Source organism: Rhodococcus mengyinensis, assembly GCF_048381435.1.
GTDB classification, from domain to species: Bacteria; Actinomycetota; Actinomycetes; order Mycobacteriales; family Mycobacteriaceae; genus Rhodococcus_F; species Rhodococcus_F opacus_D.
In genome coordinates this window covers 1-21996 of sequence record NZ_JBLWIT010000016.1, presented here as the reverse complement: position 1 = coordinate 21996, position 21996 = coordinate 1, and the positions used below count along the sequence as shown (strand labels likewise).

Below are 21996 nucleotides of genomic sequence, written 5' to 3'. Positions count from 1 at the left end.
CGAGGCGGCGGCAACCGGCTTCCTGCATGCCCGGTCAGGCATACGGGTCTGCGACCCCGACGTACCGAGTCTCGAGATACTCGTCGATCCCCTCGAAGCCGCCTTCACGGCCGAGACCCGACTGCTTGACTCCGCCGAACGGTGCGGCCGGGTTGGACACGACACCGACATTGATTCCGAGCATCCCGGTCTCGAGTTCCTCGCTCATGCGGAGGGTGCGGGCGGTATCACGGGTGTAGACGTACGCAACCAGTCCGTAGTCGGTGTTGTTGGCGATGTCGACGGCCTGGTCTTCGTCGCGGAAGGTCGTGATCGGAGCAACGGGCCCGAAGACCTCTTCGTGGAGGATCCGCGCATCCGCGGTCACCCCGGTCAGCACGGTCGGGCAGTAGAAGAATCCGTCGCCGGGCACCGGGGCGCCGCCGGTGACGATCGACGCGCCGGTCTGTACCGCGTCCTCGACGAGGGCGTGGACCTTGTCCCGGGAATCCTGGTCGATCAGCGGGCCGACCTGGGAGTCCGCCTCGATGCCCGGTCCGACGACTAGACGACCCAACCGGTCGGCGAGCTTGGCCGCGAACTCGTCCGCGACAGATTCGTGCACGATGAACCGATTGGCCGCGGTGCAGGCTTCGCCCATGTTGCGCATCTTCGCGGCCACGGCGCCCTCGACGGCGGCGTCGATGTCGGCATCGGCGAAGACGAGGAAGGGCGCATTGCCGCCGAGTTCCATGGAGGTGCGCAGGACCTGCTGGGCCGAGTCCGCGAGCAGTCGCCGGCCGACTTCGGTCGATCCGGTGAACGAAAGCTTGCGCAGCCGGGGGTCTGCGATGAGCGGCCCGGTGACCGCTCCAGCCCGTGAGGTGGGGATGACATTGAGCACCCCGGCCGGCAGCCCGACCTCGTCGAGGACCTGCGCCAACAACAGCGTGGTCAGCGGCGTCAGGGTGGCGGGTTTGACCACCATGGTGCAGCCGGCCGCGATCGCCGGGGCGATCTTGCGGGTCGCCATGGCCAACGGAAAGTTCCACGGAGTGATGAACAGGCACGGGCCCACGGGACGCTTGTGGACCAGCAGCCGCGTCTTCCCGTCGGGCGCCGCCGCGTATCGGCCCGACACCCGGACGGCCTCCTCGGAAAACCACCGGAGGAACTCGGCGCCGTAGGTCACCTCGCCGCGTGCCTCGGCGAGCGGCTTGCCCATTTCCAGGGTCATCAGTAGCGCGAAGTCGTCGGCTCGGGCGATCACCGCGTCGAACGCGGACCGGAGAAGTTCGGCGCGCTCGCGGGCGGCGGTGCGCGCCCACGCCTTCTGGGCCGTTGCCGCGGCGTCGAGGGCGGCGGCCCCGTCGGCGACCGTGGCATCGGCCACGACGGCGAGTTCCCGGCCGGTCGCCGGATCATGCACCGGGAACGTGTTACCCGAGCCGGACGGGCGCCACTGGCCGCCGAGATACAGTCCGGTCGGGACGGTCTCGAGCAGCAGCTGCCGGGGTGTTCGAGCGGTGGTGGTGGTCAAGATGATTCCTCACTTCTCGTCGAAAACGATGACTTGCCGGATGGCGTTGCCGTCGGCAAGCTGGTCCATCGCGGAATTGATGTCCGACAGGGCGATCCGGGACGAGATCAGCTTCTCGACCGGGAGTTTTCCTTCACGCCACAGCTGCGCATAGAGCGGGATATCGCGGGCCGGTACCGCCGAACCGAGGTAGCTGCCGATGACGGTCCGCGCCTCGGCCACCAGCCCCAGGGGGGAGATGGTGGACCGGGCGTCCGGTGCCGGGAGTCCGACGGTGACGGTGGTTCCGCCGGCGGCGGTGGCGTTGACGGCGGTTTCGAAGGCGCTCGGGTGCCCGGCCGCCTCGATGACGATCGGCGCCTGAATGTTCAGCTCGGCGACCTCGTGTGGGGTGTAGGTCGCCGATGCACCCAACTTCGTTGCCTGGGTGAGCTTGTCGGCGTTGAAGTCGACTCCGATGACCTCGCCCTCGCCGAGGGACAGGGCGGTGATCAGGGCCGCCATCCCGACACCACCGAGCCCGACGACCATCACGGTCTGTCCGGGCTGCGGGTGGCCGGCATTGATGACGGCACCGCCGCCGGTCAGCACAGCGCAGCCGAGCACGGCAGCGATCTCGGGTGGCACGTCGTCGCCGACGGGAACCACGGAATGGTGATCGACGACCGCGTGGGTGGCGAAGCCGGAGACGCCGAGATGGTGCTTGACGTCGACGCCGTCGCGGTGCAGGCGGATTCCGCCACCGAGCAGGGTGCCGGCGTTGTTCGCGGCGCTGCCGGGGGAGCAGGGGAGTTTGCCGTCGGTCCGGCATCCGGCGCAGTCATTGCAGCGGGGCAGGAAGGCCATGACCACGCGCTGACCGACACTCAGTTCCGATACACCCTCGCCGAGCCGTTCGACCCGCCCGGCCGCTTCGTGCCCGAGCAGCATCGGGACCGGCCGCGGACGGTTGCCGTCGACGACCGACAGATCGGAGTGGCAGATCCCGGCGGCCTCGATCCGGACGAGGACCTCGCCCGGCCCGGGTTCGTCGAGGTCGAGTTCGGCGATTGTGATCGGTGTGGAGTCCGCGTAGGGGCGTGGGCGGCCGCTCGCCTCGAGGACTGCTCCGTGAATTTTCATCGTGTGGTTCCCTTCCTGGGCCGTCTGGCAGCTGCGCTCGGCGCGCTCCGGTGACAGGGCTGGTGTGAGCGAAATGCGGTGCACTACTTGCTGGCGGTCGGTGCCGGTCGGTGCAGCCGATGGCGCTGAATCTTCCCCGACCCGGTGCGCGGGATCGCGGGCACCGCGATGAATTCGGTCGGCACCTTGAAGTAGGACAACGCCGTTGCGCAGCGCGCGCGCAGTTCGTCCTCGTCGATGCCGGTGTCGGTCGCGGCGACAACGAACGCGATGGGGACCTCACCGAGTGCGTCATGGGGTGCGGCGACGACGGCTGCGTCGGCCACACTGTCGCATGCGATGAGGACGTCCTCGATCTCGGCGGGGTAGATGTTCTCGCCGCCGCGGATGATCAGTTCCTTGATCCGCCCGCTGATGCGGAGGAATCCGTTGTCGTCGCGGCGGGCCAGGTCCCCGGTGTGGTACCAGCCGTGGGTCAGTACCTCGGCGGTCGGGTCCGGCAGGTTGTGGTAGCCCTGCATCACGTTGGGGCCCTGCACCCACAGTTCACCCTCATCGCCGGGGGCGGCGTCGGTTCCGGTCGCCGGGTCGATGAGGCGGACGGTCAGGCCGGGAAGGGGTAGGCCGCACGAGCCGGGGACTCTGCCTCCGGTCGGTGAGTTCATCGTCACCATGGTGGAGGTTTCGGTGATGCCGTATCCGTCCAGCAACGGTACCGCGGCGAACTCCTCGAATGCCTCGTTGAGGGCGGTGGCCATCAACGCTCCGGCGGAGACGCACAGTCTCAGCGTCGGCGCGTCGAGGCGGGGGTCGGTCGTCGAGTCCATCAGGTACCGGAACATCGTCGGCACCCCGGGCAGGAAGGTGATGTCGTCGTCGGCGAGTGCGTGCAGTACCTGGGTAGGGGAGAACTTCGGTAGGAGGTGCTGCGTGGCCCCGGTGGCCGCGACTCCCAGGACGCACAGCACCAGGGCGTAGGAGTGGAAGAGGGGGAGGGCGGAGAGCACCACGTCGGAACTGCTCAGTCCGGCGATCGGCACCCAGCACGCACCGACCACCCACAGGCAGCTGCGCTGGGTAAGGTGCACCCCTTTCGGCCGGCCCGTGGTCCCGGAGGTGTAGAGCATCCAACACCAGGAGTCGAGGTCGGTGGAATCGGGTGCGGTGTGCCGAGGAGCCGCAGCCAGCAGTTCGTCGTAGTAGACGACTTTGACGCCCGCCGTGGAGCCGTGGTGACCACGTGCACCGGTCACGATGACGACTCGTACCGGCGAGGTACCGGCTTCGTCGTTCTCGATCAGTTCGAGGATTGTCGGCAGATGGGCATCGTCGGTGAGGACGGCGGTGGCGTCGGAATCGGTGAGGATGTGTTCGAACTCGTGTCTCGTTCCGCCCGGATTGGCGCAAACGGTCACGATGTCGGCTCGCGGAGCGACCAGGTATCCCTCGGCCACTTCGACGCAGTTGTCGAGATACATCAGCAGCCGGTCGCCGGGGATCATGCCGAGGTCGAGAAGGTGGCCTGCGAGATGCGCGGTTCGCGTGTCGAGTTCCGCGTAGGTCACGGCCCTGTCGGGGTCGCGGAAAGCGACCTGATCAGGCCGTTCCGCCGCATGCTTGGCCAGCAGTTGAGGGATGGGCGCGATCACGTCGGTGTGCAGCACGATGCCTCCAGATAGACTAATTACTGTTAGTTAGTGTAGTCCTCGGGTGGTGGTGAGGGAAGGGGGATGCGGAAATCGGGGCGACGATCTGTCGTCGGACCCTCGGCCCTGACGGAAGGTCGGCGCGTGTGGCGACGTCGGCTCGGAGCATCTTGACGTGAGGACGATCACAACATAATACTAACGCATATTAGTTAGTACCTGCCGCGCGCCGATATCGGCGGCCCGCCCGAGAGGAAAGCCCATGGAAGTGAACTACTCCAACACCCGGCGTGCCCAGGATGCACCCATCGATTTGAGCGTTGAAAAGGTCTCTCTATCACCGCATTTCAATGAGCTAGTGGACCGCAGATCCCGCTTTGTCACAACCGCTCTCGCCGGATCGGGTCTGTGGTTCGGTGCGTTCCTGTTGCTCACCGCCTACGCACACGAGTTCATGGGGCAAGTCCTGCTGCCGGGCCTCACGGTCGCCTATGTCCTCGGTCTGTCGCAATTCGCGCTCGTCTGGATTGTCACCGCGGCTTACCTCCGTGCATCGACTCGGACGTTCGTTCCGCTCGAACACGAAGCGCTGAATGCGATCTCAGATCCCCCCACGCCGGAAGGCCGCGCATGAACCTCACCCGCCTGCTCTTCTTCGCCGCCGTACTCGCCATCACGGTCATCGTCACGTTCTGTGCCGCTCGCCGCACGAGCACCCAGTCGGACTTCTACGCGGCCGGCCGCAGCGTCACCGGCGTCCAGAATGGATTCGCCATCTCCGGGGACCTGATGTCCGCGGCCACCTTCCTCGGCTTCACCGGACTGATCTTCCTCACCGGATTCGACGGCTGGGTGCTGGCCACGGCCGCGATCTTCGCCTTCCTACTGATTCTGCTGCTGTTCGCGGAAAAAATGCGCAACGCCGGCCAATACACCATCGCCGACGTGCTCTCCTTCCGATTCAACAAGCGCCCCGTTCGGGCCGCCACCTCACTCGCCACGCTGGTGGTGGTCGTCTTCTACCTCATCGCCCAGCTCGTTGGTGCGGGCGTGCTGATCCGAGCTCTCACTGGAATGAACTTCACCCCTGCGGTGATCATCACGGGCGTCGCGATGCTGTTCTATGTCGTCTTCGGAGGCATGCTCGCGACCACCTGGGTCCAGATCATCAAGGCCGCGTTGCTGCTGATCGTCGGCGGCGCGATGTGTGTGGGTGTGCTGTGGAAATTCAACTTCAACCCGTTGAGCCTGTTCGAAGCGGCCGCCGCCAACCATCCCCGCGGCGACGGCTACCTGGCCCCCGGAGGGTCGAGCGCGAACCCGCTCAACACCCTGTCCTCGGCGGTGGCCTACGCCATCGGCACCGCGGCCCTTCCACACATTCTGATCCGCTTCTTCACCGTTCCCGACGCGCGCGCCGCCCGACGCTCGGTCGGATGGGCGGTCGGGATCATCGGCGTCTTCTTCATCATGACCTCTATCATCGGATACGGAGCACGCGCGATTCTTCCCCCCGGATCGGAAAAGGCCACCGCTGGAGGAAATCTGACCGCCCCACTGCTCGCGCAATACCTCGGCGGCGGGGAGGGAAGCTTCGGCGGCGACGTCTTCATCGCGCTGGTCAGCGCCGTCGCATTCGCCACCATCCTCGCAGTGGTTGCCGGGCTGGTGCTCTCCGCCTCGGGCGCGCTGTCCCACGACCTGTGGTTCAACGTCGTCAAACGGCGACCCGCCTCCGAACGCGAAGGCGCCGTCGTCGCCAGAATCGCCGCGGGCAGTGTCGGAGTCGTCGCGATCCTGTTGACCCTCTTACTTGGTTCCGGCATCAACGTTGCCATCCTCGTCGGATTGGCGCTGTCGATCGCGGCCAGCGCAAACTTCCCGGCACTCGCACTTAGCCTGAGCTGGAAGCGCTTCAATACCCTCGGCGCGGTGATCGGAATCGGTGCCGGACTGCTCACCTCGGTCGCCCTGATCATCCTCGGCCCCCAGGTGTGGCCGGGAGGCGCCGAGAGCGCCCCCTTCCCGCTGACCTTCCCAGTGCTGGTATCGATTCCCGTCGGATTCGTGGCCTGCTGGATAGGAACGCTTATCGGCAAACCCGACCCACGACAGGACAGTGCCTTCACCGAGCTGCGGGTCCGCTCCCAGGTCGGGCTAGGTGCCGAAACCTCCTAGAAATCGGTTCTGTGGCTGCGGAGAAGTCCGCAGCCACAGAACCCTCTCGTGATTGCCTCCGCTACCCAGCGACCGCGTCGAACAGTCGGCGCAGCTCGGCGGGGATCGGCACCGGGCGCCGCGTGTCCCGGTCGACGTAGACATGCACCCACCGGCCCCGTGCCGCGACCGATGCGTTTTTCGCCGCGTCGGCACGAAAGAGCCCGAGGTCGTAGGTGACGCTCGTCCGGCCCAGCCGGGACACACGAATTCCGACCTCGAGCTCCTGGGGGAAACCCAGTTGTTCGAAGTAGCGGCATCCGGACTCGAGAACGACACCGAGGGTGGGGGAGGTGACCGGGTCGAACCCGGACTGCTCGATGAGCCAGCTGTTGATCGCTGCATCGAAGAGCTGGTAGTACACCGCGTTGTTCAGATGGCCGTACATGTCGTTGTCCGACCACCGTGTGGTGGCCGCGCGGCGCACCGCGAAGTCCGCCACCGTCAGGTGCTCCGGCACGTCGATTGCTGTTGCGCTCATTTCTCGAACTCCGTTTCTGTGGGGCCCATCGCACCGCGACGAACATCCTCGTGGTCGCCAAAAAGGTTGGGGCAATGAACTATTGCACGACGATCGTGCCTTTTCGGCCCCGGTGATTGCAACGACCGCCGCGAGTTCCGATTGAACATTGACACCATGATGCACGCTCCGTACTCTCGATACTAACGATTATTAGTTAGGATGGTTCTTGTGGAACTCACCAACACCTTCTCCGTGGACCTTCCCGTGGCCAAGACCTGGGACGCCCTCCTCGATCTCGGACGGGTGATCCCCTGTCTGCCCGGGGCTGCGGTCCTCAGCCTCGATGGCGACGAATTCGAGGGCGCCGTCAAGATCAAGGTCGGCCCGGTCTCGGCCCAGTACAAGGGCGCCGGTCGGTTCGTCGAAAAGGATCCGGCCAGCTACCGGGCCGTCATCGCGGCCGAGGGCAAGGACGTGGGCGGCCAGGGCGGGGCCAAGGCCACCATCACCGCCACCCTCTCCGAACAAGGGTCGGGCACCGCTGTCCACGTGCTCACCGATCTCGCCCTCTCGGGGCGTGCGGCGGGCTTCGGACGCGGCGTCATCGCTGATGTGTCCAACAAGATCCTCGGTCAGTTCGCCAAGAACCTCGAGGCGGAAATCGTGGGTGGCGCGGACGGCTCCACCAGTGCACCCGTGCGTCCCAAGACGATCGACGAGGTCGAACCGCTCGATGTCATGGGCAGCATGAGCGGAACCGTGATGAAGTACGCGTTGCCCGGCGCCGGAGTGCTGGCGGTTGTAATCGCGCTGATCACGCTGATCGCCCGAAAGGGGCGAGGACGCGGACCAGCCTTCCAGCCCGCTGCGTTCGGTGCCGGATACCCGACGGCGGGTATCGGACTTCCGCTCGCTATCAACCTCATCTTTCCCACCAGCACCGGGCACGAGCGACCGTTCGCCGATGCCGGCTCGGTCTTCCCGTCTTATGCAAGCACCGCCGAGGAGACCCGATGAAGATAGGTTCGCTGCTTCTCACGCCGCTTATCGACGGCGCAGGCTACGAGGACCCCCGAGAAGTTTTGTTCCGGCCCGAGATCTCCGGTGATCCCTGGGACGACCACGCGGAACTGCTCACCGAGAACGGAAACCTCGAACTCGCCGTCGGCGGGTACCTCCTCCAAGCTGGCGAGCGAAACATTCTCGTCGACGCCGGTGTCGGGACGATCGACAACGGCAAGTACCGCGGCGGCCAGTTCCTCGAAAGCCTCAAGTCCCACGGGCTGGATCCGGACGACATCACCGATGTGGTCTTCACGCACCTGCATTTCGACCACGTTGGATGGGCGACGAAGAAGGGCGCCGTCGTCTTCGAGAACGCAACGTACCGGGTGCACAAGCTGGACTGGGAGCACTTCGTCGAAAGCCCCGGCGCCGAACCGGGCGCCGTACGCAAGCTCAAACCGCTCGAAAGCCGGCTCGAACTCTTCGCCGGTGACCAGACTCTGGCCCCCGGACTCGACGCCCGGCACACCCCCGGCCACACCCCCGGATCGACCACCTTCATCATCTCCAGCGAGGGGCAGCGTGCCGCACTGATCGGCGACCTCGCCCACACCCCAGTCGAACTCATCGAATCGCACTGGCATTTCGCCTTCGACTTCGACTCCGTCGCGGCCGCCACCGTCCGCGCCGACTTCGTCCGAGAATTCACCGACACCGACACCGACATCCTCGCCGCACACTTCCCCGGCATGCAAGCCGGACGATTGACCACCACCAACGGTGCACCGCGCTGGGTCTACACCAAGGAGAACTGACTATGAACCTCGATCTTGCCGACAAGACCGTCCTCGTTACCGGAGCCGGCAAGGGCCTCGGCCGCGCGATCGGAATGGCCTACGCGGCCGAGGGTGCCAATGTGGCCTTCCACTACAACTCGTCCGCTCGGGGTGCCGAGGAAGCAGCGAAGGAGGCCGCGACCCTCGGTGTGCGTGCCATCGCTGTCGGCGCCGACCTGGCAGACGGTGTCGCCGTGAAAGCCGCGGTCGACGCAGTGAAGTCCGAACTCGGACCGATCGATATCCTCATCAACAATTCCGCCGTCACCCAGAGCAAGCCGTTCCTGGAGACGACGGAGGAGGATTGGGCGCCGCAAATCGAGATCACCGTTGCCGGCACACTGCGCGTCACCCAAGCCGTGGCCCAGCAGATGGTCGACTGCAACGTCGAGGGCTCGATCATCAACCTGATGGGCGACTCCGGCCGGGTGGGTGAATCCCGCCTCCTCGTGACCGCAACTACCCGGGCTACCACGGTGGGACTGACGAAATCCCTTGCGAAGGAACTCGCACGCTACAAGATCCGCGCAAACGCCGTCTCGATCGCACTCGTGCAGACCGGCAGCCTCGACGCCCATACGGGTAACGCCGACGACGCGAAAATGAAGCGCATCCTTTCGGCATATCCGCTGCGCCGATTCGGCACCCCCGACGACGTCACTCCGACAATCTTGCTGCTGTCCTCACCGAAGTCATCCTGGACCACCGGCCAGATCGTGTCCGTCAACGGTGGGTATTCGATGCCATGACACACGAGCATGCTGCAGAACCCGTCACCGGTGCGGTCGGCCGGTCCGTTCGCCGCAAGGAAGACGCGCGACTGATCACCGGCCACGGCCGCTACGTCTCCGATCTCGAGCTGCCGCGGATGCGGCATGTGGCCTTTCTCCGAAGCCCGTACGGGCATGCCACCATCACCCACGTCGACGTCACCCCTGCGGAGGCCGTTCCGGGTGTGTACGGCGTGTTCGCCGGCGGAATGTCCGCGTTTCGGTCGATCGCGCTGCGCGCTCAGTCGGCGCTCCCGTCCTACGTCGAGACCGCGCAACCCATCCTCGGGTGGCAGAAGGCCCGTTTCGCCGGTGAGGCGGTGGCAGCGGTCGTGGCCGAAAGTCGCTACGTCGCGGAGGATGCGATCGAGCGGATCGACATCGACTACGAGCAGCTGCCGGCCACGGTAGTTGCCTGGAACCCGCCTGTGGTGCCGGTCCACGAAGAAGCCCCCGATAACGTTCTGCTGGAACGGAAGTTCGATGCCGGGGACGTCGAGGCCGCCTTCGCGCGGTCACATGTCGTCGTCGAACGCGAACTCACCACGAACCGGCACGCCGGTAACCCGATGGAATGCCGTGCGGGAGTGGCACTGTGGGATCCGGTCGACGACAAGCTCACCTTCTGGTCGGGAACACAGATTCCGCATCTGGTGCGTAACATGCTCGCCGAACTACTCGGCCTGGCCGAATCCAATGTGCGCGTCATCGCCCCTGACGTCGGCGGCGGGTTCGGCACCAAGGCCGTGCTCTACCCGGAGGATCTCGCACTGTGTGTGATGGCCCGCGAAATGCGGGGATACCCGCTCAAGTGGGTGGAAGACCGGGCCGAGCATCTGCAAGCCGCCGCCCACGCCCGCGACCACCGGTACCTCGTCAAGGCAGGGTTCGCGGAGGACGGAACGCTGCTCGCCCTCGACGCGGACGTTACCTGCAACGTCGGCGCCTACTCGGTGTATCCATGGACCGCGGGTATCGAACCGCTCATGGCCGGTGGTCTGCTGTCCGGACCGTACCGGCTCGACAACTACCGCTGTGTGACCCGCGGTGTCACCACCAACACATCCTATGCGGGGCCATACCGCGGAGTGGCCAGGCCCGCAACGGTGTTCGCGATGGAATCTCTGCTGACCGCAGCCGCCGACGAGTTGGGCATGACCGACCTCGAAATCAGACGGAAGAACCTCGTCACTCCGGAGGAGATCCCGTACCGGATGCCGAGTCGACTGGTCGACGACTCCGGCTGGTACGGGGCCTGTCTGGACAAGTGCGTCAACGCGATCGGCTACGACGAGTTCCTCGCCGAACAACAACGCCGGCGACAGACAGGTGAGAACCCGATCGGCATCGGATTCGCCTGCTACAACGAACTCACCGGCCTCGGCCGCGCCGCCGCCGCCGGCCCGCGGATGCCGTTTCGCACCGGCCACGACGCGTGCACCGTGCGCATCGACCCCGACGGCAGGGTGACCGTGCTCAGCGGGGTCACCACCCAAGGGCAAGGCTCGGAGACCACCATCGCCCAGATCGTCGCCGACGCGGTAGGCGTCCCCTACGACGATGTCAACGTGCGCATCGGCGACACCAACGAATCCCTGTGGGGATTCGGCGCCTTCTCCTCTAGGCAGGCGGTCATCGGTGGCGGTGCCGCGCACAGAACGGGGGAAGCGGTCAAAGCCAAGGTCCTCAAACTCGCCGCCGCCCTGCACGAAGTCGACGAGTCAGACCTCGACTGCCGAGACGGCGAAATCTGGGGCCCCGATGACACCAAACCTCTGGCCACGCTCGCGGAGCTGGCACGAATCGCGTACCTGGAGTCGAACAAGCTCCCCGAAGGAATCGAACCCGGCCTGCAAGCCACCCGATTCTTCGACCCGATCCGCGGTGCGTTCGCCGCGGGTGCCCAGGCGGCCACCATCGAGATCGACCGCAAGACCGGCGACCTGAAAATTCTCAAATGGGTCTGCACCGAGGACGCCGGCCGCGTCATCAACCCCATGGTCGTGGAGGGGCAGATCGTCGGGTCCATCGCGCAGGGCATCGGCGGTGCCATGTATGAGCATCTGATCTATGACGACTCCGGCAACTTGTCGACCGGAACGCTGATGGACTACCTGATGCCGACCAGTCATGAGGTGCCGGAGATGATCATCGAACACATCTCCGTCCCCGCTGACAATCCTCTCGGGGTACGCGGTGTCGGCGAGGGCGGCACACTCGGGCCCAATGCAGTCCTCGCCGGTGCGGTGCACAACGCGGTCGGTATCGAGATTCATCATCTACCGATCACACCGGCCACCCTGTGGGAGGCGCTGCGATGATCACCCTGACCGAGCACGGCGACTTCGCGGAGATCACCCTCGATCGTCACGACAAGCGCAACGCCCTCGACATTGCGCACCTGACCGAGCTCACCGCCGCCGTCGAGGGATGTGTGTCGTCGGGGCGGCGGGCACTGGTCATCACCGGCGCCGGGAGCGCATTCAGTGCCGGTGCCGACTTCGGCGGCGTCTACGGCGACGGGTTCCGCACCGCCCTCTACACCGCACTGCGTGCGATCACCTCGGCACCGATTCCCGTGATCGCTGCGGTTAACGGGCCCGCGATCGGGGCCGGCACGCAGCTGGCCATCGCGTGCGACCTGCGCGTCGCCGCACCGGGCGCGAAGTTCGCGATCCCGACGGCCCGCAACGGGCTGGCCGTAGACCCGTGGACGATCCGCCGGCTTGCGGGACTGGCCGGGGGCGGAACCGCCCGCGCGGTGTTGCTCGCCTGCGACACCCTCGACGCACCGGCGGCGCTCGCCCGTGGGCTCACGGACCGCATCGGTACCGTCGACGATGCACGTGAGCTCGCGCAGGAGATCGCCTCCTATGCCCCGCTCTCGCTGATGTATTCCAAGCACGCTGTGCAGGCGCTGACCGAACCCGACATCTGGGACGACCGGCTCGACGCCGAGTTCGATCAGTGCTGGGCGAGCGAGGACTTCGCCGAGAGCCAGCTCGCCCGAGCCGAGAACCGCTCGCCGAAATTCGTGGGAAAGTGAGGATGCACCCATGAAGGCTGCACCATTCGACTACAGCCGACCCTCCAGCATCGCCGAGGCCGTCAAGACCCTGGAATCCGCGGGCGGCGACGGCAAAGTCCTGGCCGGGGGACAGAGTCTCGTCCCGGTCCTGGCGATGCGCCTCGGGCGCCCGACGATCCTGGTCGACATCAACCGCGTGCCCGGACTCGACACCATCGACAAGCTCGACGACACCACCGTGCGAGTCGGTGCCCTCGTCCGCCACTCCATGCTGATCGAGCAAACCCACCTGCCCCTGCTGTCGGAGGCGGCAACGTGGATCGGCCACAGCGCCATCCGCACCCGGGGCACCACCGGCGGCAGCATCGCCCACGCCGACCCGTCCGCGGAGCTACCGGTCGTGGCGACCGCGCTGGGCGCGGTTATTCACGTCCACGGGCCCGGCGGTAAACGCACACTCTCGGTGGACGACCTCTTCGTCGGCCCCCTTGAGACATCCCTCGACGAAAACGAGATCGTCACCGCCGTCGACTTCCCGGTCCCGGAACGGTCCGGATTCGCCGAATTCGCCCGCCGGCACGGCGACTTCGGCCTCGTCACCGTCGCCGTCGCCGAGGTGGCCGGCACTGTGCGGATCGCCATCGGCGGTGTCGGCGCCGTACCCATCCGGCCCCTGGCGGCCGAAGCGATCCTCGCGGCAGGGCCTATGACCGACGACAGGATCGCCGAGGCGGCGCGCGTCGCCGCGACCGCGATCACCGCAGCGTCGGATCTGCACGCATCGGCCGACTACCGAGTCGCGATGACCGAGGAGTTCACGCTCCGAGCGCTGACCCAGGCAATAGGAATCAAGGCAGGAGTGAACTGATGCGTATCGAACTGACCGTCAACGGTGAACGAGCCGCGATCGACATCGAACCCCGCAAGACCCTCGCTGATGCGCTCCGCGAAGATCTCGGGCTGACCGGCACCCACCTCGGATGTGAGCACGGCGTCTGCGGAGCCTGCACCGTCCTGGTCGACGGTGGCCCCGTGCGGGCATGTCTGATGTTCGCCGTCCAAGCCGATGGGTCGTCGGTCACCACGGTCGAAGGCATGGCCGCCGACGACGGCACACTGCACCCCCTGCAGCGGGCGTTCTGCGACCGCCACGGCCTTCAGTGCGGGTTCTGCACCCCAGGAATGCTCATGTCAGCACTCGACCTTCTCCACCGGGAAGTCGAACCCAGCCGGGAGCGGATCCGCGAAGAAATGTCCGGCAACATCTGCCGATGCACCGGATACGTCGGAATCGTCGACGCCGTCGAGGAGGCGGCCGCGGAAATCAACCGCATTGGAACAGAGCCCGCGCACGAATGCCCCATCCACGAGCACGAAGAATCCTCAACACAGCGCACATCCGGAACCCAGGCGGAGGTCGCCTCCGGCCCAGAGCCATCCTTCCCTGGATGACGAGGAGAACGGCATGACCGAAGTACTCGCCCGCATCACCACGGAACCGATCGATCCCGTCGCTGTCAACGCCGCGGTCGCCGGTCCCGAAAACGGCGCCACGGTCTTGTTCACCGGCGTCGTGCGCAACCTCGACAACGGCCAGATCGTTACGGGCCTCGAATACCGATTCCATCCCGACGCCGCACGATTTCTACGCGACTGCTGCGAAGGTGTTGCACAGCAGTTCGGGCTCTCCGTCGCCGCGGTGCACCGGGTCGGCACGCTCCGTGTGGGTGATCTTGCCTTGGTGACAGCTGTCGCCGCTCCGCACCGAGCAGATGCCTTCACCGTCTCCACACTTCTGGTCGACCGGATCAAGGTCTGCGTTCCGATCTGGAAACACCAAACCTTCGCCGACGGCACCATCGAGTGGGTCGGGGCACCGGCATCCAACCTCGAAGCGCCGGCCAAGTGACGTCGGTCGGCCTGGGTTTCCCAACGATTCGCAGTCGTGGTGTTCAACCAGGGCGCCCACCACATCCGGAGCTGATCGACGAATACGGCCGAGTCGCACGCGACCTGAGGGTTTCGATAACCGAGAAATGCACGTTGCGATGCACTTATTGCATGCCCGAACAAGGGCTACCCCCAATTGACTCGCATGCCCTGCTGACTGCATCCGAGATCGTTCGACTCGTCGACATCGCGGTCCGCCACCTCGGGATACGAGAAGTGCGGTTCACCGGCGGTGAACCACTCGTACGCCGCGATCTCGAGAAGATCATCGCGGGTTGCCGACAGCTGCATTCTCAGCTCCCACTGTCGATCACCACGAACGCGATCGGACTCGACCGACGCGCCGGGCGCCTCGCCGAAGCCGGACTCGATCGAGTGAACATCTCGCTGGACACTGTCGACCGCGCTTTGTTCGCCAGACTCACCCGCCGGGACCGTCTGCCGTCCGTCCTCGCCGGTATCCGGGCAGCCCGCATCCACGGATTCACCCCGGTGAAAGTCAACGCGGTACTCAACGCCGACACCCTCATCACAGCAGAGGACCTGCTGCAGTGGTGCCTGAACGAGAACGTGCACCTACGCTTCATCGAGCAAATGCCGCTCGACGCGGACCGCACCTGGAATCGCACCAACACAGTCACCGCAGACGACCTCCTCGGTGTCCTCCGACGACGCTTCCGGTTGACGCCGCACGGCCGGATCGATCGATCGGCCCCCGCCGAGGAATGGGCGATCGACGGCGGCCCAGCTCGGGTCGGCATCATCGCCTCGGTAACCCGTACATTCTGCGCGGACTGCGATCGCACGAGACTGACCGCGGAAGGGACAGTTCGCCCCTGCCTATTCAGTGACAACGAGACCGACCTCCGGTCCGCCCTGCGTGCCGGCGCAAGCGACCAAGAACTCGCACACTCCTGGCGCGATGCAATGTGGCGCAAACCGTTCGGACATGAAATCGGAAACGCCGGATTCGCACCACCCGTCAGAAGCATGGGAGCAATCGGTGGCTGAAAGACACATACGCATCCGCTATTTCGCCGCGGCTGCGGACATCATCGGGCGAGACGAGGAAACGATCACGTTCACGGAGTCACCATCTCTCGGCGATCTGCACAAGCAGTTGCTCAAGCAGTACGGCCAAGGAATCGCCCAACTATTGCCGATATCGGCCTATCTGGTTGGAGGCGAAATCACCCGAGACTTGACCTACCAGATGTCAGACAGGGTGGACGTTCTTCCTCCGTTCGCCGGTGGCTAGTGTCCCGCGTCAGAAATTCGTGAGGTATATTTGGCGGAGGGAATCGAGGATCTCCTCGGCGGTCTTGTGCCAGACGAACGGCTTCGGGTCGTCGTTCCAGGTCTTGATTCAGTTGCGAACGTCTTTCTCCGATGCTGCAACGCTTTTGTGTACACCACGGCGGAGCAGCTGATCGGTCAGGAATGCGAACCATCGCTCGACCTGATTGATCCAGGAGGACCCGGTCGGGGTGAAGTGGACGTGAAAACGTGGGTGCTTGGCTAACCAGTCGCCCACTGCCGGCGTCTTGTGGGTGGCCAGGTTGTCGCAGACGAGATGCACGTCCAACTCGTCGGGGACGGCCTTGTCGATCGCGGTGAGGAACTTCTTGAACTCCACGGCCCGGTGACGTCGGTGAAGCTCGGAGATCACCGTGCCGTCGGCGATGTTGAACGCCGCGAACAGGCTGGTGACGCCGCTGCGGGCGTAGTCGTGACTGCGCCGTACTCGGGCACCCTTGAAAGATCGGCAAGTGTCACTTGCTCCTCTGTCAAGCAGCGGTAGCGGAGCCCATCAATGGTCGGTCTGCGAGCATGGCGCGATAGACGACATCGGAAAGTCTGCGCTTGAGGATGCGCAGAGCTTCCATGCCACCGTCGCCGTTGGCCTTACGCCGGGACATGAGTGCACGAGCATCGTCGTGGCAATGAGCCTGGGTGAGTGCCATGATATGGATTGCTGCATTGAGCCGCCGATTTCCCGTACGCGAGAGACGATGTCGTGCGCGGTTCGACGACCACACCGGCAGCGGTGCGGTTCCGTTATGGCGGGCGAAGGCATCCTTGGACCGGAAGCGATCAACGCCGGCGGTCTCACCGATCAGCTTGGCCGCCGTCAGCGGCGCGCATCCGGGGATGGCCAGCAATGACGGTGCCAGCACCGTGATTCGGGTGGTGATCTCGGTGGCGAGTTCCTTGATCTCGACGGTGAGGCGCCGGAGATGGTCGACGAGGCGCGTCGCCAAGTCCGACACGAGCCCCGACAACTCCGACAGGAAGGCCTCGATCTTGTCGTAGGCGCTGGCCCGATCCAACCTCTTCGGCGGTGTCCAGCCAGGATCGAGTTCGTGCAGGTGCCAGCGCAACCGCCCGATGATGCGAGTCCGTTGGGCGACGAGATCGTCCCTGTGATCGACCAGCAGCCGGACTTCTCGCTCCATACCGTCGAGACGGGCTTCCGGTAGGTTTGGCTCCCGAAGGGCGGCACGAGCCACCGCGAGCGCGTCGATCGGATCAGACTTTCCGTAGGTACGGGCCCCGTCGCGCACATTCGCCATCAGCTTCGGCGGCACCCGCACGACCCGTTCTCCGGCGGCCAACAGGTCCCGCTCCAGGCGGCGGCTCAGGTGCCGGCAGTCCTCGACCGCCCACATGCGATCGTCGCATTGTTCCGCGCCCCAACGCAGCAGCGCCAGATGGTCCTTGCTGGTGGTCCGAATGGTTCTCGTCGACAGCTGGCTTCCGTTCTGATCGGCGACAACGGCCGTATGGGTGCGCTTGTGCGCATCGATCCCGATGATGATCATGGTGGTATGACCAGGCTCAACCGGTGGAAGCAACACCTCGATAACGGAGGTGTGGGATGGGACGACCACCCGGGTGGGCGGCAGCGTTGACGGGGCGTGCGGTGATGCGGTCACCGGGACGTCCTCCGATACGCCGAGATCTAGAGCGGGCATTCTGGACGCGGATCGCCGAGGGTCTCACGAGCGACGACGCAGCGACCGCATGCGGCGTGTCGGGGCCGGTAGGGACACGGTGGTTCCGCCAGGCTGGTGGGATGCCACCGATCGAGTTGACCCCGGTCTCGGGGAGGTACCTGTCGTTCACCGAGCGTGAGGATATCGCGCTGCTGCGAGCCAAGGGTATGAGTATGCGCGACATCGCTGACCGGATCGGACGGTCACCGTCGACGATCTCGCGAGAGTTGCGGCGGAACGCCGCCACCCGCAATGGCAAGCTCGAGTATCGCGCGTCGACCGCGCAGTGGAAGGCCGATCTCGCCGCGAGGCGCCCGAAGCCGGCGAAGCTCGCCGAACACGATCGGTTACGAGAATATGTGCAGGACAAGCTGTCCGGTGTGATTCGTGCCGACGATGGAACCGTGGTGTCCGGTCCGGATGCGGCTTGGATTGGCCGCAACAAGCCTCGGCGCGGTGATCGTCGGTGGGCGACGGCGTGGAGTCCGGAGCAGATCTCGAATCGCCTGCCGATCGACTATCCGGATGACCCCACGATGCGCATTTCACCTGAGTAAGTGTTTGGAAATGGTCACGATGCGCGGGTCGATTGCCATGGGCGGCGTCCCGGTGTCGGTGCGAGTCGTCGTGTCATGAGCCCGATCATGGCCCACTTGATGAATGCCTCCGAGTGTGCGGGGAGGCGCTCGTAGTCGTGGTCGAGGCGGCGACAGCGCACCAGCCACGACAGCGTCCGTTCGATCACCCAGCGGTGCGGTAGGACAGCAAACCCACGCTGCCCTTTGGGTTTCCGAACGATATCCAGTGCGATGCGGCAGTGCGTGTCGATCCAGGCGACCAGCTTCCCGGCGTAGCCGCCGTCGGCCCACACCACGACCATCGACGGCATCGCCGTCTTCGCCCGCGCCAGTACCCGGCGTCCGCCGTCACGGTCCTGCACACTCCCCGCCGTCACCAACACCACCACGAGTAGGCCGAGCGTATCGGTCACCAAGTGCCTTTTGCGCCCATTGACTCGTTTCGCGCCGTCCCAACCGCGCGTGTCCGTCCCGACGGTGTCGGCACCCTTGACCGCCTGGGCGTCGACCATCCCCGCCGAGGCCATCGGATCCCGCCCACCGCGATCGCGCACCCGCGCCCGCAGTGCGTCGTGGATCCGGTCGGTCACCCCAGACTCGTTCCACACCTTGAAGTACCAGTACACCGTCTCCCACTTGGGAAAATCATGCGGCAACTGGCGCCAGGAACAGCCGGTGCGGTTGACATACAAGATCGCGTCCACGATCCGGCGGCGCGAGTGGATGGGCGGGCGACCAGCCGAAGGTACCGGGACCATCGGTGCGACCAACTCCCACTGCGCATCGGTCAGATCGGACGGATACGGCTTCGGCTTGCGATGCTGCTTACGAGAACCCATCCCCCATCATGAGTCACCGATTCGTTTCGGGGCCGAAATCGCACAGCTTTCCAAACACTTACTCAGCTTCCGGTGAGCAGGGTGTCGTAGGCGGTCAACGACGGAACGGGACGGTCGTAACGGGTGAGCACTCCGATCGGGACCGCGGGGGTGGAATCGGTGCGGGCCAGTCGGCGGGCATCGATGAGGACGAGTTGGGGATCGATGCACCCGGTCTCGATGGACCGGTCCAGGGCCTGGCGCAGTACTTCGGGGGCCAGGCCGCGGTGCGCGAGCAGCACGTCGATGAGGGCGCGGGTGCCGGCGCGGTCACCGAGCAGGTTGCGGGCGCTGTCCCAGTACCGCTGGTGGCTGACGGTGAACGCCCCGACCGCCTTGGCCTGCGCCAACGCGGTCGCCCCGGGAAGGGCGCCTGGTTTGCGGATCAACACCTCGAGGTAGTGATCGAGGGTGAGGACCTCGGTGAACCGGCCGAAGGCCCGGTCGTGAACCGCGACCATCCTGGACCCGTCGAGCACCTCGACCCGGCCCGCGCTCAGCCGCACCGGCAACCGCCGGCCCGCGTAGCGGGCGGGCACGGAGTAGAAGTTCTGCCGCACCGACACCCGCGCATGGGTGTCGACCCGCGCATACAACAGTCGCGCGCAGTCGAACGGCTCAGCAGGCAGCGGGAGCAACGCGGGTTGCTCGTCGGCGAACGCGGCGGCCACCGTGATCGGTCGGCCCCGATGACCCGGGTGTCGTCGATCAGGTCCGCGGCGGCGACCTTCTCGTTGAGTTCGGTCAACGACGCGACCTTCGGCACCGGAACCAGGTGCCGGCGCCGGAATCTGCCGATCTCGCCTTCCACGCCGCCTTTCTCGTGGGCGCCACCCCGGCCGGGGATACAGAAGAACGAATCGAAGCCGTAGTGGCTGCGCAGGGCGACGAATCGGTCCGACTCGACCCGGTCACGGCCCCGAAGCACCCGCACCACAGCGGGTTTGAGGTTGTCGTAGCGGATACGATGCGGCACACCGCCGAACCACTCGAAGGCCCGCACGTGTCCCTCGAAGAACGCCTCCTGCGCCTGGGTGCCGAACACCACGTGACAGGCCCGCCCCGAATGCGACAGGCGCATCACGAACATCCAGCACTTGGTCATCTCCCCGCCGATGACCGCGTAGACCTCCCCGAAGTCAACCTCCGCCTCCGCGGCCGGCAGGTGGGTCTGCGGCACCGTCACCTCGACCTCGACCAGCCCCAACTCGCTGCGTCGGCGGCGCACATACCGGGTCACCGTCGCTTCCGACATCGTCGCCCCGTGCTCGGCGACCAACCGCTGCCACACCCTCCGCGCGGTATGTCGCTGCTTGCGCGGCGCCTGCTGGTCGGCAATCAGCCAGGAATCGATCAGCTCGGCCCAGTCATCGATCGCCGGCCGGACCCGGCGGCGATACGGTTTGCGCGGTGGTGGCACCGCCGAGGCCAACGCCTGCCGCACCGTGCGTCGATGCACCCCGTGCCGCTGGGCCAACTCCCGAATCGACAATTCCGAATCCCGCCGATCACGGCGGATCTGCTCGAATAATTCCATCCGCGAACCCGATCTCTTCACCGGTCCTCCCTCGCTGAAACACGTCCAACGAGGAGAATCCGAACCCGGGTGGGGCCAAGATTCGTGCCGACACGCCGCACCACCCGTCCGCAACCACCGGCCACCTCAGCCGGGGCCGGAATTCGTGGGGCAGAATCTAGCGAACGTCGCAACAGTTGGGCCTGTCGTGGGATGACGGTATCTCAGTAAGAAGCGAGACCGGAGTTGCCCACTCCAGGGTCTTGCGGGGTCGACTATTCAACTGGGAGGCAACCTCGACCAGACGCTCCGGCGTATAGATGCCGAGGTCGCTGCTCTTGGGAAAGTATTGACGCAGAAGCCCGTTGAGGTTCTCATTGCTGCCGCGCTGCCACGGCGAGTGGGCGTCACAGAAGAACACGTCCAGGCCGGTCTCGGCGGAGATCTGCTGGTGCAATGCCATCTCCTTGCCCTGATCCCAGGTCAGGGTCTTCCGAAGCTGCGGCGGCAGTGCTGCCATCGCCGCCGCGATGCCGTCACGAAGTTCCTGGGCACGGTTTCGGCCGGGAAGGTGAATCAGCATGCAGTACCGGCTTCGTCGTTCGACCAGCGTGCCGATCGCCGTCTTGTTCCCCGCTCCCATGATGCAATCACCTTCCCAATGCCCGGGCACGCTGCGGTCGGCCGCCTCGTCGGGTCGTTGGTCGATCATCGTCATATTCGTCAACCGGCCGCGACGTTCCAAGCCCGACAGGCGGCGGCGACGCCGGTATCGGCCGGTCCGCAAGGACCGTTTCGCGGGCCGTGTCAGGCCGCACCGTTGGTCATAAATCGCCTGGTAGATGCTCTCCGGGCACAGATGCCGGTTTCGTTGGCCGGGGAAATCGACGCGGAGCTGATGCGCGACTTGTTCCGGGCTGAACTTCAGGTCGCTGAGCAACTGTGCGACGTGCGCGCCCAGGACGGCGTCGGTATCGAGGCGGCGGGCGCGAGGGCGCCCGATCCGGTGCACGGCCAGCCGCTGGGCAGCGTGCGGACGGTACTCATTGTCGGTGGCGTTGTTGCGTAGCTCCCGGCTGATCGTCGACGGTGATCGGTTGAGCTCGGATGCGATCGCGCGGACACCGCAGCCGGCCCGGCGGAGATCTGCGATCATGATCCGCTCGTCCAGGGACAGGTAGCGGGGCGAGCGAGGCCGCGTGCGAACGTCAGAAGTCACTGGCGGATAGTGCACCGGCTCGCCGGCCGTATTGGTGATTGTGCGCCCGAACCGCCATCGTGTCCCGGTCCGGCGGTTGATTCCGACACGGCGGCACGCCTCGGAGTTACCAACCCCTTGCCGGATCAGCCGAGCGAACTGTTCCCGCTTCTCCGTCAGAGCAACACCGGGGTGCCCACTGTTGGGCTGTGTCGAGTCGTGCATCGCAACCTCCGATTAGCGTCGGGTGTTGCGACGTTCACTGGAATCCGCC

Annotated in this window: 19 protein-coding genes and 3 pseudogenes; 13 read left to right on the top strand and 9 right to left on the bottom strand. The window is 65.7% G+C overall.

The window, feature by feature from the left end; genetic code table 11:
* Positions 1–34: 34 nt before the first annotated feature.
* The 3 genes from ACNJ7E_RS01800 to ACNJ7E_RS01790 all read right to left on the bottom strand — a co-directional run bounded on the left by ACNJ7E_RS01800 (position 35) and on the right by ACNJ7E_RS01790 (position 4305).
* Positions 35–1519: an NAD-dependent succinate-semialdehyde dehydrogenase gene (locus tag ACNJ7E_RS01800; protein ID WP_418338921.1), complete on the bottom strand. Its 1485-nt coding sequence runs from the start codon at positions 1517–1519 to the stop codon at positions 35–37.
* Between the two features lie 9 nt (positions 1520–1528).
* Positions 1529–2641 carry an alcohol dehydrogenase catalytic domain-containing protein gene (locus ACNJ7E_RS01795; RefSeq protein WP_418338920.1) on the bottom strand — a complete coding sequence of 371 codons (1113 nt, stop codon included), beginning with the start codon at positions 2639–2641 and terminating at the stop codon, positions 1529–1531.
* An 83-nt stretch (positions 2642–2724) separates the two neighbouring features.
* Positions 2725–4305 carry a class I adenylate-forming enzyme family protein gene (locus tag ACNJ7E_RS01790; RefSeq protein WP_418338919.1) on the bottom strand — a complete coding sequence of 527 codons (1581 nt, stop codon included), beginning with the start codon at positions 4303–4305 and terminating at the stop codon, positions 2725–2727.
* Between the two features lie 244 nt (positions 4306–4549).
* On the opposite strand from ACNJ7E_RS01790, the gene ACNJ7E_RS01785 reads away from it, so the two are divergent.
* A complete protein-coding gene (locus tag ACNJ7E_RS01785; RefSeq protein WP_418338918.1) occupies positions 4550–4921 on the top strand; it encodes a DUF485 domain-containing protein in 372 nt (123 codons plus the stop codon).
* A complete protein-coding gene (locus ACNJ7E_RS01780; protein WP_418338916.1) occupies positions 4918–6465 on the top strand; it encodes a solute symporter family protein in 1548 nt (515 codons plus the stop codon). Before ACNJ7E_RS01785 ends, ACNJ7E_RS01780 begins: the two co-directional genes overlap by 4 nt.
* 61 nt (positions 6466–6526) lie before the next feature.
* Here ACNJ7E_RS01780 and ACNJ7E_RS01775 read toward each other — a convergent pair whose 3' ends face one another.
* The gene (locus tag ACNJ7E_RS01775; protein ID WP_418338915.1) at positions 6527–6985 is read right to left on the bottom strand and encodes an acyl-CoA thioesterase; all 459 of its coding nucleotides are present in this window, start codon (positions 6983–6985) and stop codon (positions 6527–6529) included.
* A 210-nt stretch (positions 6986–7195) separates the two neighbouring features.
* Here ACNJ7E_RS01775 and ACNJ7E_RS01770 point away from each other — a divergent pair, with 210 nt between their 5' ends.
* From ACNJ7E_RS01770 to ACNJ7E_RS01725, 10 genes are read left to right on the top strand one after another with little or no spacing between them, the layout of a single operon-like run.
* Complete coding sequence (locus tag ACNJ7E_RS01770) at positions 7196–7984, top strand: SRPBCC family protein (RefSeq protein WP_418338914.1); 789 nt, start codon at positions 7196–7198, stop codon at positions 7982–7984.
* Entirely contained in the window at positions 7981–8787 is an 807-nt protein-coding gene (locus ACNJ7E_RS01765; protein ID WP_418338913.1) for an MBL fold metallo-hydrolase, read from the top strand. The genes ACNJ7E_RS01770 and ACNJ7E_RS01765 overlap by 4 nt, the downstream gene beginning before the upstream one ends.
* A gap of 2 nt (positions 8788–8789) precedes the next feature.
* Positions 8790–9557, top strand: coding sequence for an SDR family NAD(P)-dependent oxidoreductase (locus tag ACNJ7E_RS01760; protein ID WP_418338911.1), 768 nt, complete (start codon positions 8790–8792; stop codon positions 9555–9557).
* Entirely contained in the window at positions 9554–11899 is a 2346-nt protein-coding gene (locus ACNJ7E_RS01755; protein ID WP_418338910.1) for a xanthine dehydrogenase family protein molybdopterin-binding subunit, read from the top strand. Before ACNJ7E_RS01760 ends, ACNJ7E_RS01755 begins: the two co-directional genes overlap by 4 nt.
* Complete coding sequence (locus ACNJ7E_RS01750; RefSeq protein ID WP_418338909.1) at positions 11896–12624, top strand: enoyl-CoA hydratase; 729 nt, start codon at positions 11896–11898, stop codon at positions 12622–12624. The genes ACNJ7E_RS01755 and ACNJ7E_RS01750 overlap by 4 nt, the downstream gene beginning before the upstream one ends.
* A gap of 10 nt (positions 12625–12634) precedes the next feature.
* Positions 12635–13474, top strand: a complete 840-nt coding sequence (locus ACNJ7E_RS01745; protein WP_418338908.1) for an FAD binding domain-containing protein — start codon at positions 12635–12637, stop codon at positions 13472–13474.
* Positions 13474–14058 carry a (2Fe-2S)-binding protein gene (locus tag ACNJ7E_RS01740; protein WP_418338907.1) on the top strand — a complete coding sequence of 195 codons (585 nt, stop codon included), beginning with the start codon at positions 13474–13476 and terminating at the stop codon, positions 14056–14058. The genes ACNJ7E_RS01745 and ACNJ7E_RS01740 overlap by 1 nt, the downstream gene beginning before the upstream one ends.
* Positions 14059–14071: 13 nt before the next feature.
* Complete coding sequence (locus tag ACNJ7E_RS01735; RefSeq protein WP_418338906.1) at positions 14072–14515, top strand: molybdenum cofactor biosynthesis protein MoaE; 444 nt, start codon at positions 14072–14074, stop codon at positions 14513–14515.
* Positions 14512–15567: a GTP 3',8-cyclase MoaA gene (moaA, locus tag ACNJ7E_RS01730; RefSeq protein ID WP_418338905.1), complete on the top strand. Its 1056-nt coding sequence runs from the start codon at positions 14512–14514 to the stop codon at positions 15565–15567. The genes ACNJ7E_RS01735 and moaA overlap by 4 nt, the downstream gene beginning before the upstream one ends.
* Positions 15560–15814 carry a MoaD/ThiS family protein gene (locus ACNJ7E_RS01725; protein WP_418338903.1) on the top strand — a complete coding sequence of 85 codons (255 nt, stop codon included), beginning with the start codon at positions 15560–15562 and terminating at the stop codon, positions 15812–15814. Before moaA ends, ACNJ7E_RS01725 begins: the two co-directional genes overlap by 8 nt.
* Here ACNJ7E_RS01725 and ACNJ7E_RS01720 read toward each other — a convergent pair.
* A pseudogene (locus ACNJ7E_RS01720) lies at positions 15811–16309 on the bottom strand (IS630 family transposase); the annotation flags it as partial. The gene ACNJ7E_RS01725 and the pseudogene ACNJ7E_RS01720 sit on opposite strands and share 4 nt — an antisense overlap.
* Positions 16310–16343: 34 nt before the next feature.
* A complete protein-coding gene (locus ACNJ7E_RS01715; protein WP_489686815.1) occupies positions 16344–17378 on the bottom strand; it encodes an IS110 family RNA-guided transposase in 1035 nt (344 codons plus the stop codon).
* 56 nt (positions 17379–17434) lie between these two features.
* On the opposite strand from ACNJ7E_RS01715, the pseudogene ACNJ7E_RS01710 reads away from it, so the two are divergent.
* Positions 17435–18106: pseudogene (locus ACNJ7E_RS01710) on the top strand (helix-turn-helix domain-containing protein); the annotation flags it as partial.
* Between the two features lie 17 nt (positions 18107–18123).
* On the opposite strand, the gene ACNJ7E_RS01705 reads toward ACNJ7E_RS01710, so the two are convergent.
* The 3 genes and pseudogenes from ACNJ7E_RS01705 to ACNJ7E_RS01695 form a co-directional block, all read right to left on the bottom strand.
* Complete coding sequence (locus tag ACNJ7E_RS01705) at positions 18124–18969, bottom strand: IS5 family transposase (RefSeq protein ID WP_418338900.1); 846 nt, start codon at positions 18967–18969, stop codon at positions 18124–18126.
* A 62-nt stretch (positions 18970–19031) separates the two neighbouring features.
* Positions 19032–20545, bottom strand: a pseudogene (istA, locus tag ACNJ7E_RS01700) (IS21 family transposase).
* A gap of 157 nt (positions 20546–20702) precedes the next feature.
* Positions 20703–21947 (bottom strand): IS30 family transposase, encoded by a 1245-nt coding sequence (locus ACNJ7E_RS01695; RefSeq protein WP_489686813.1) that lies wholly within the window; start codon positions 21945–21947, stop codon positions 20703–20705.
* Positions 21948–21996 lie beyond the last annotated feature (49 nt).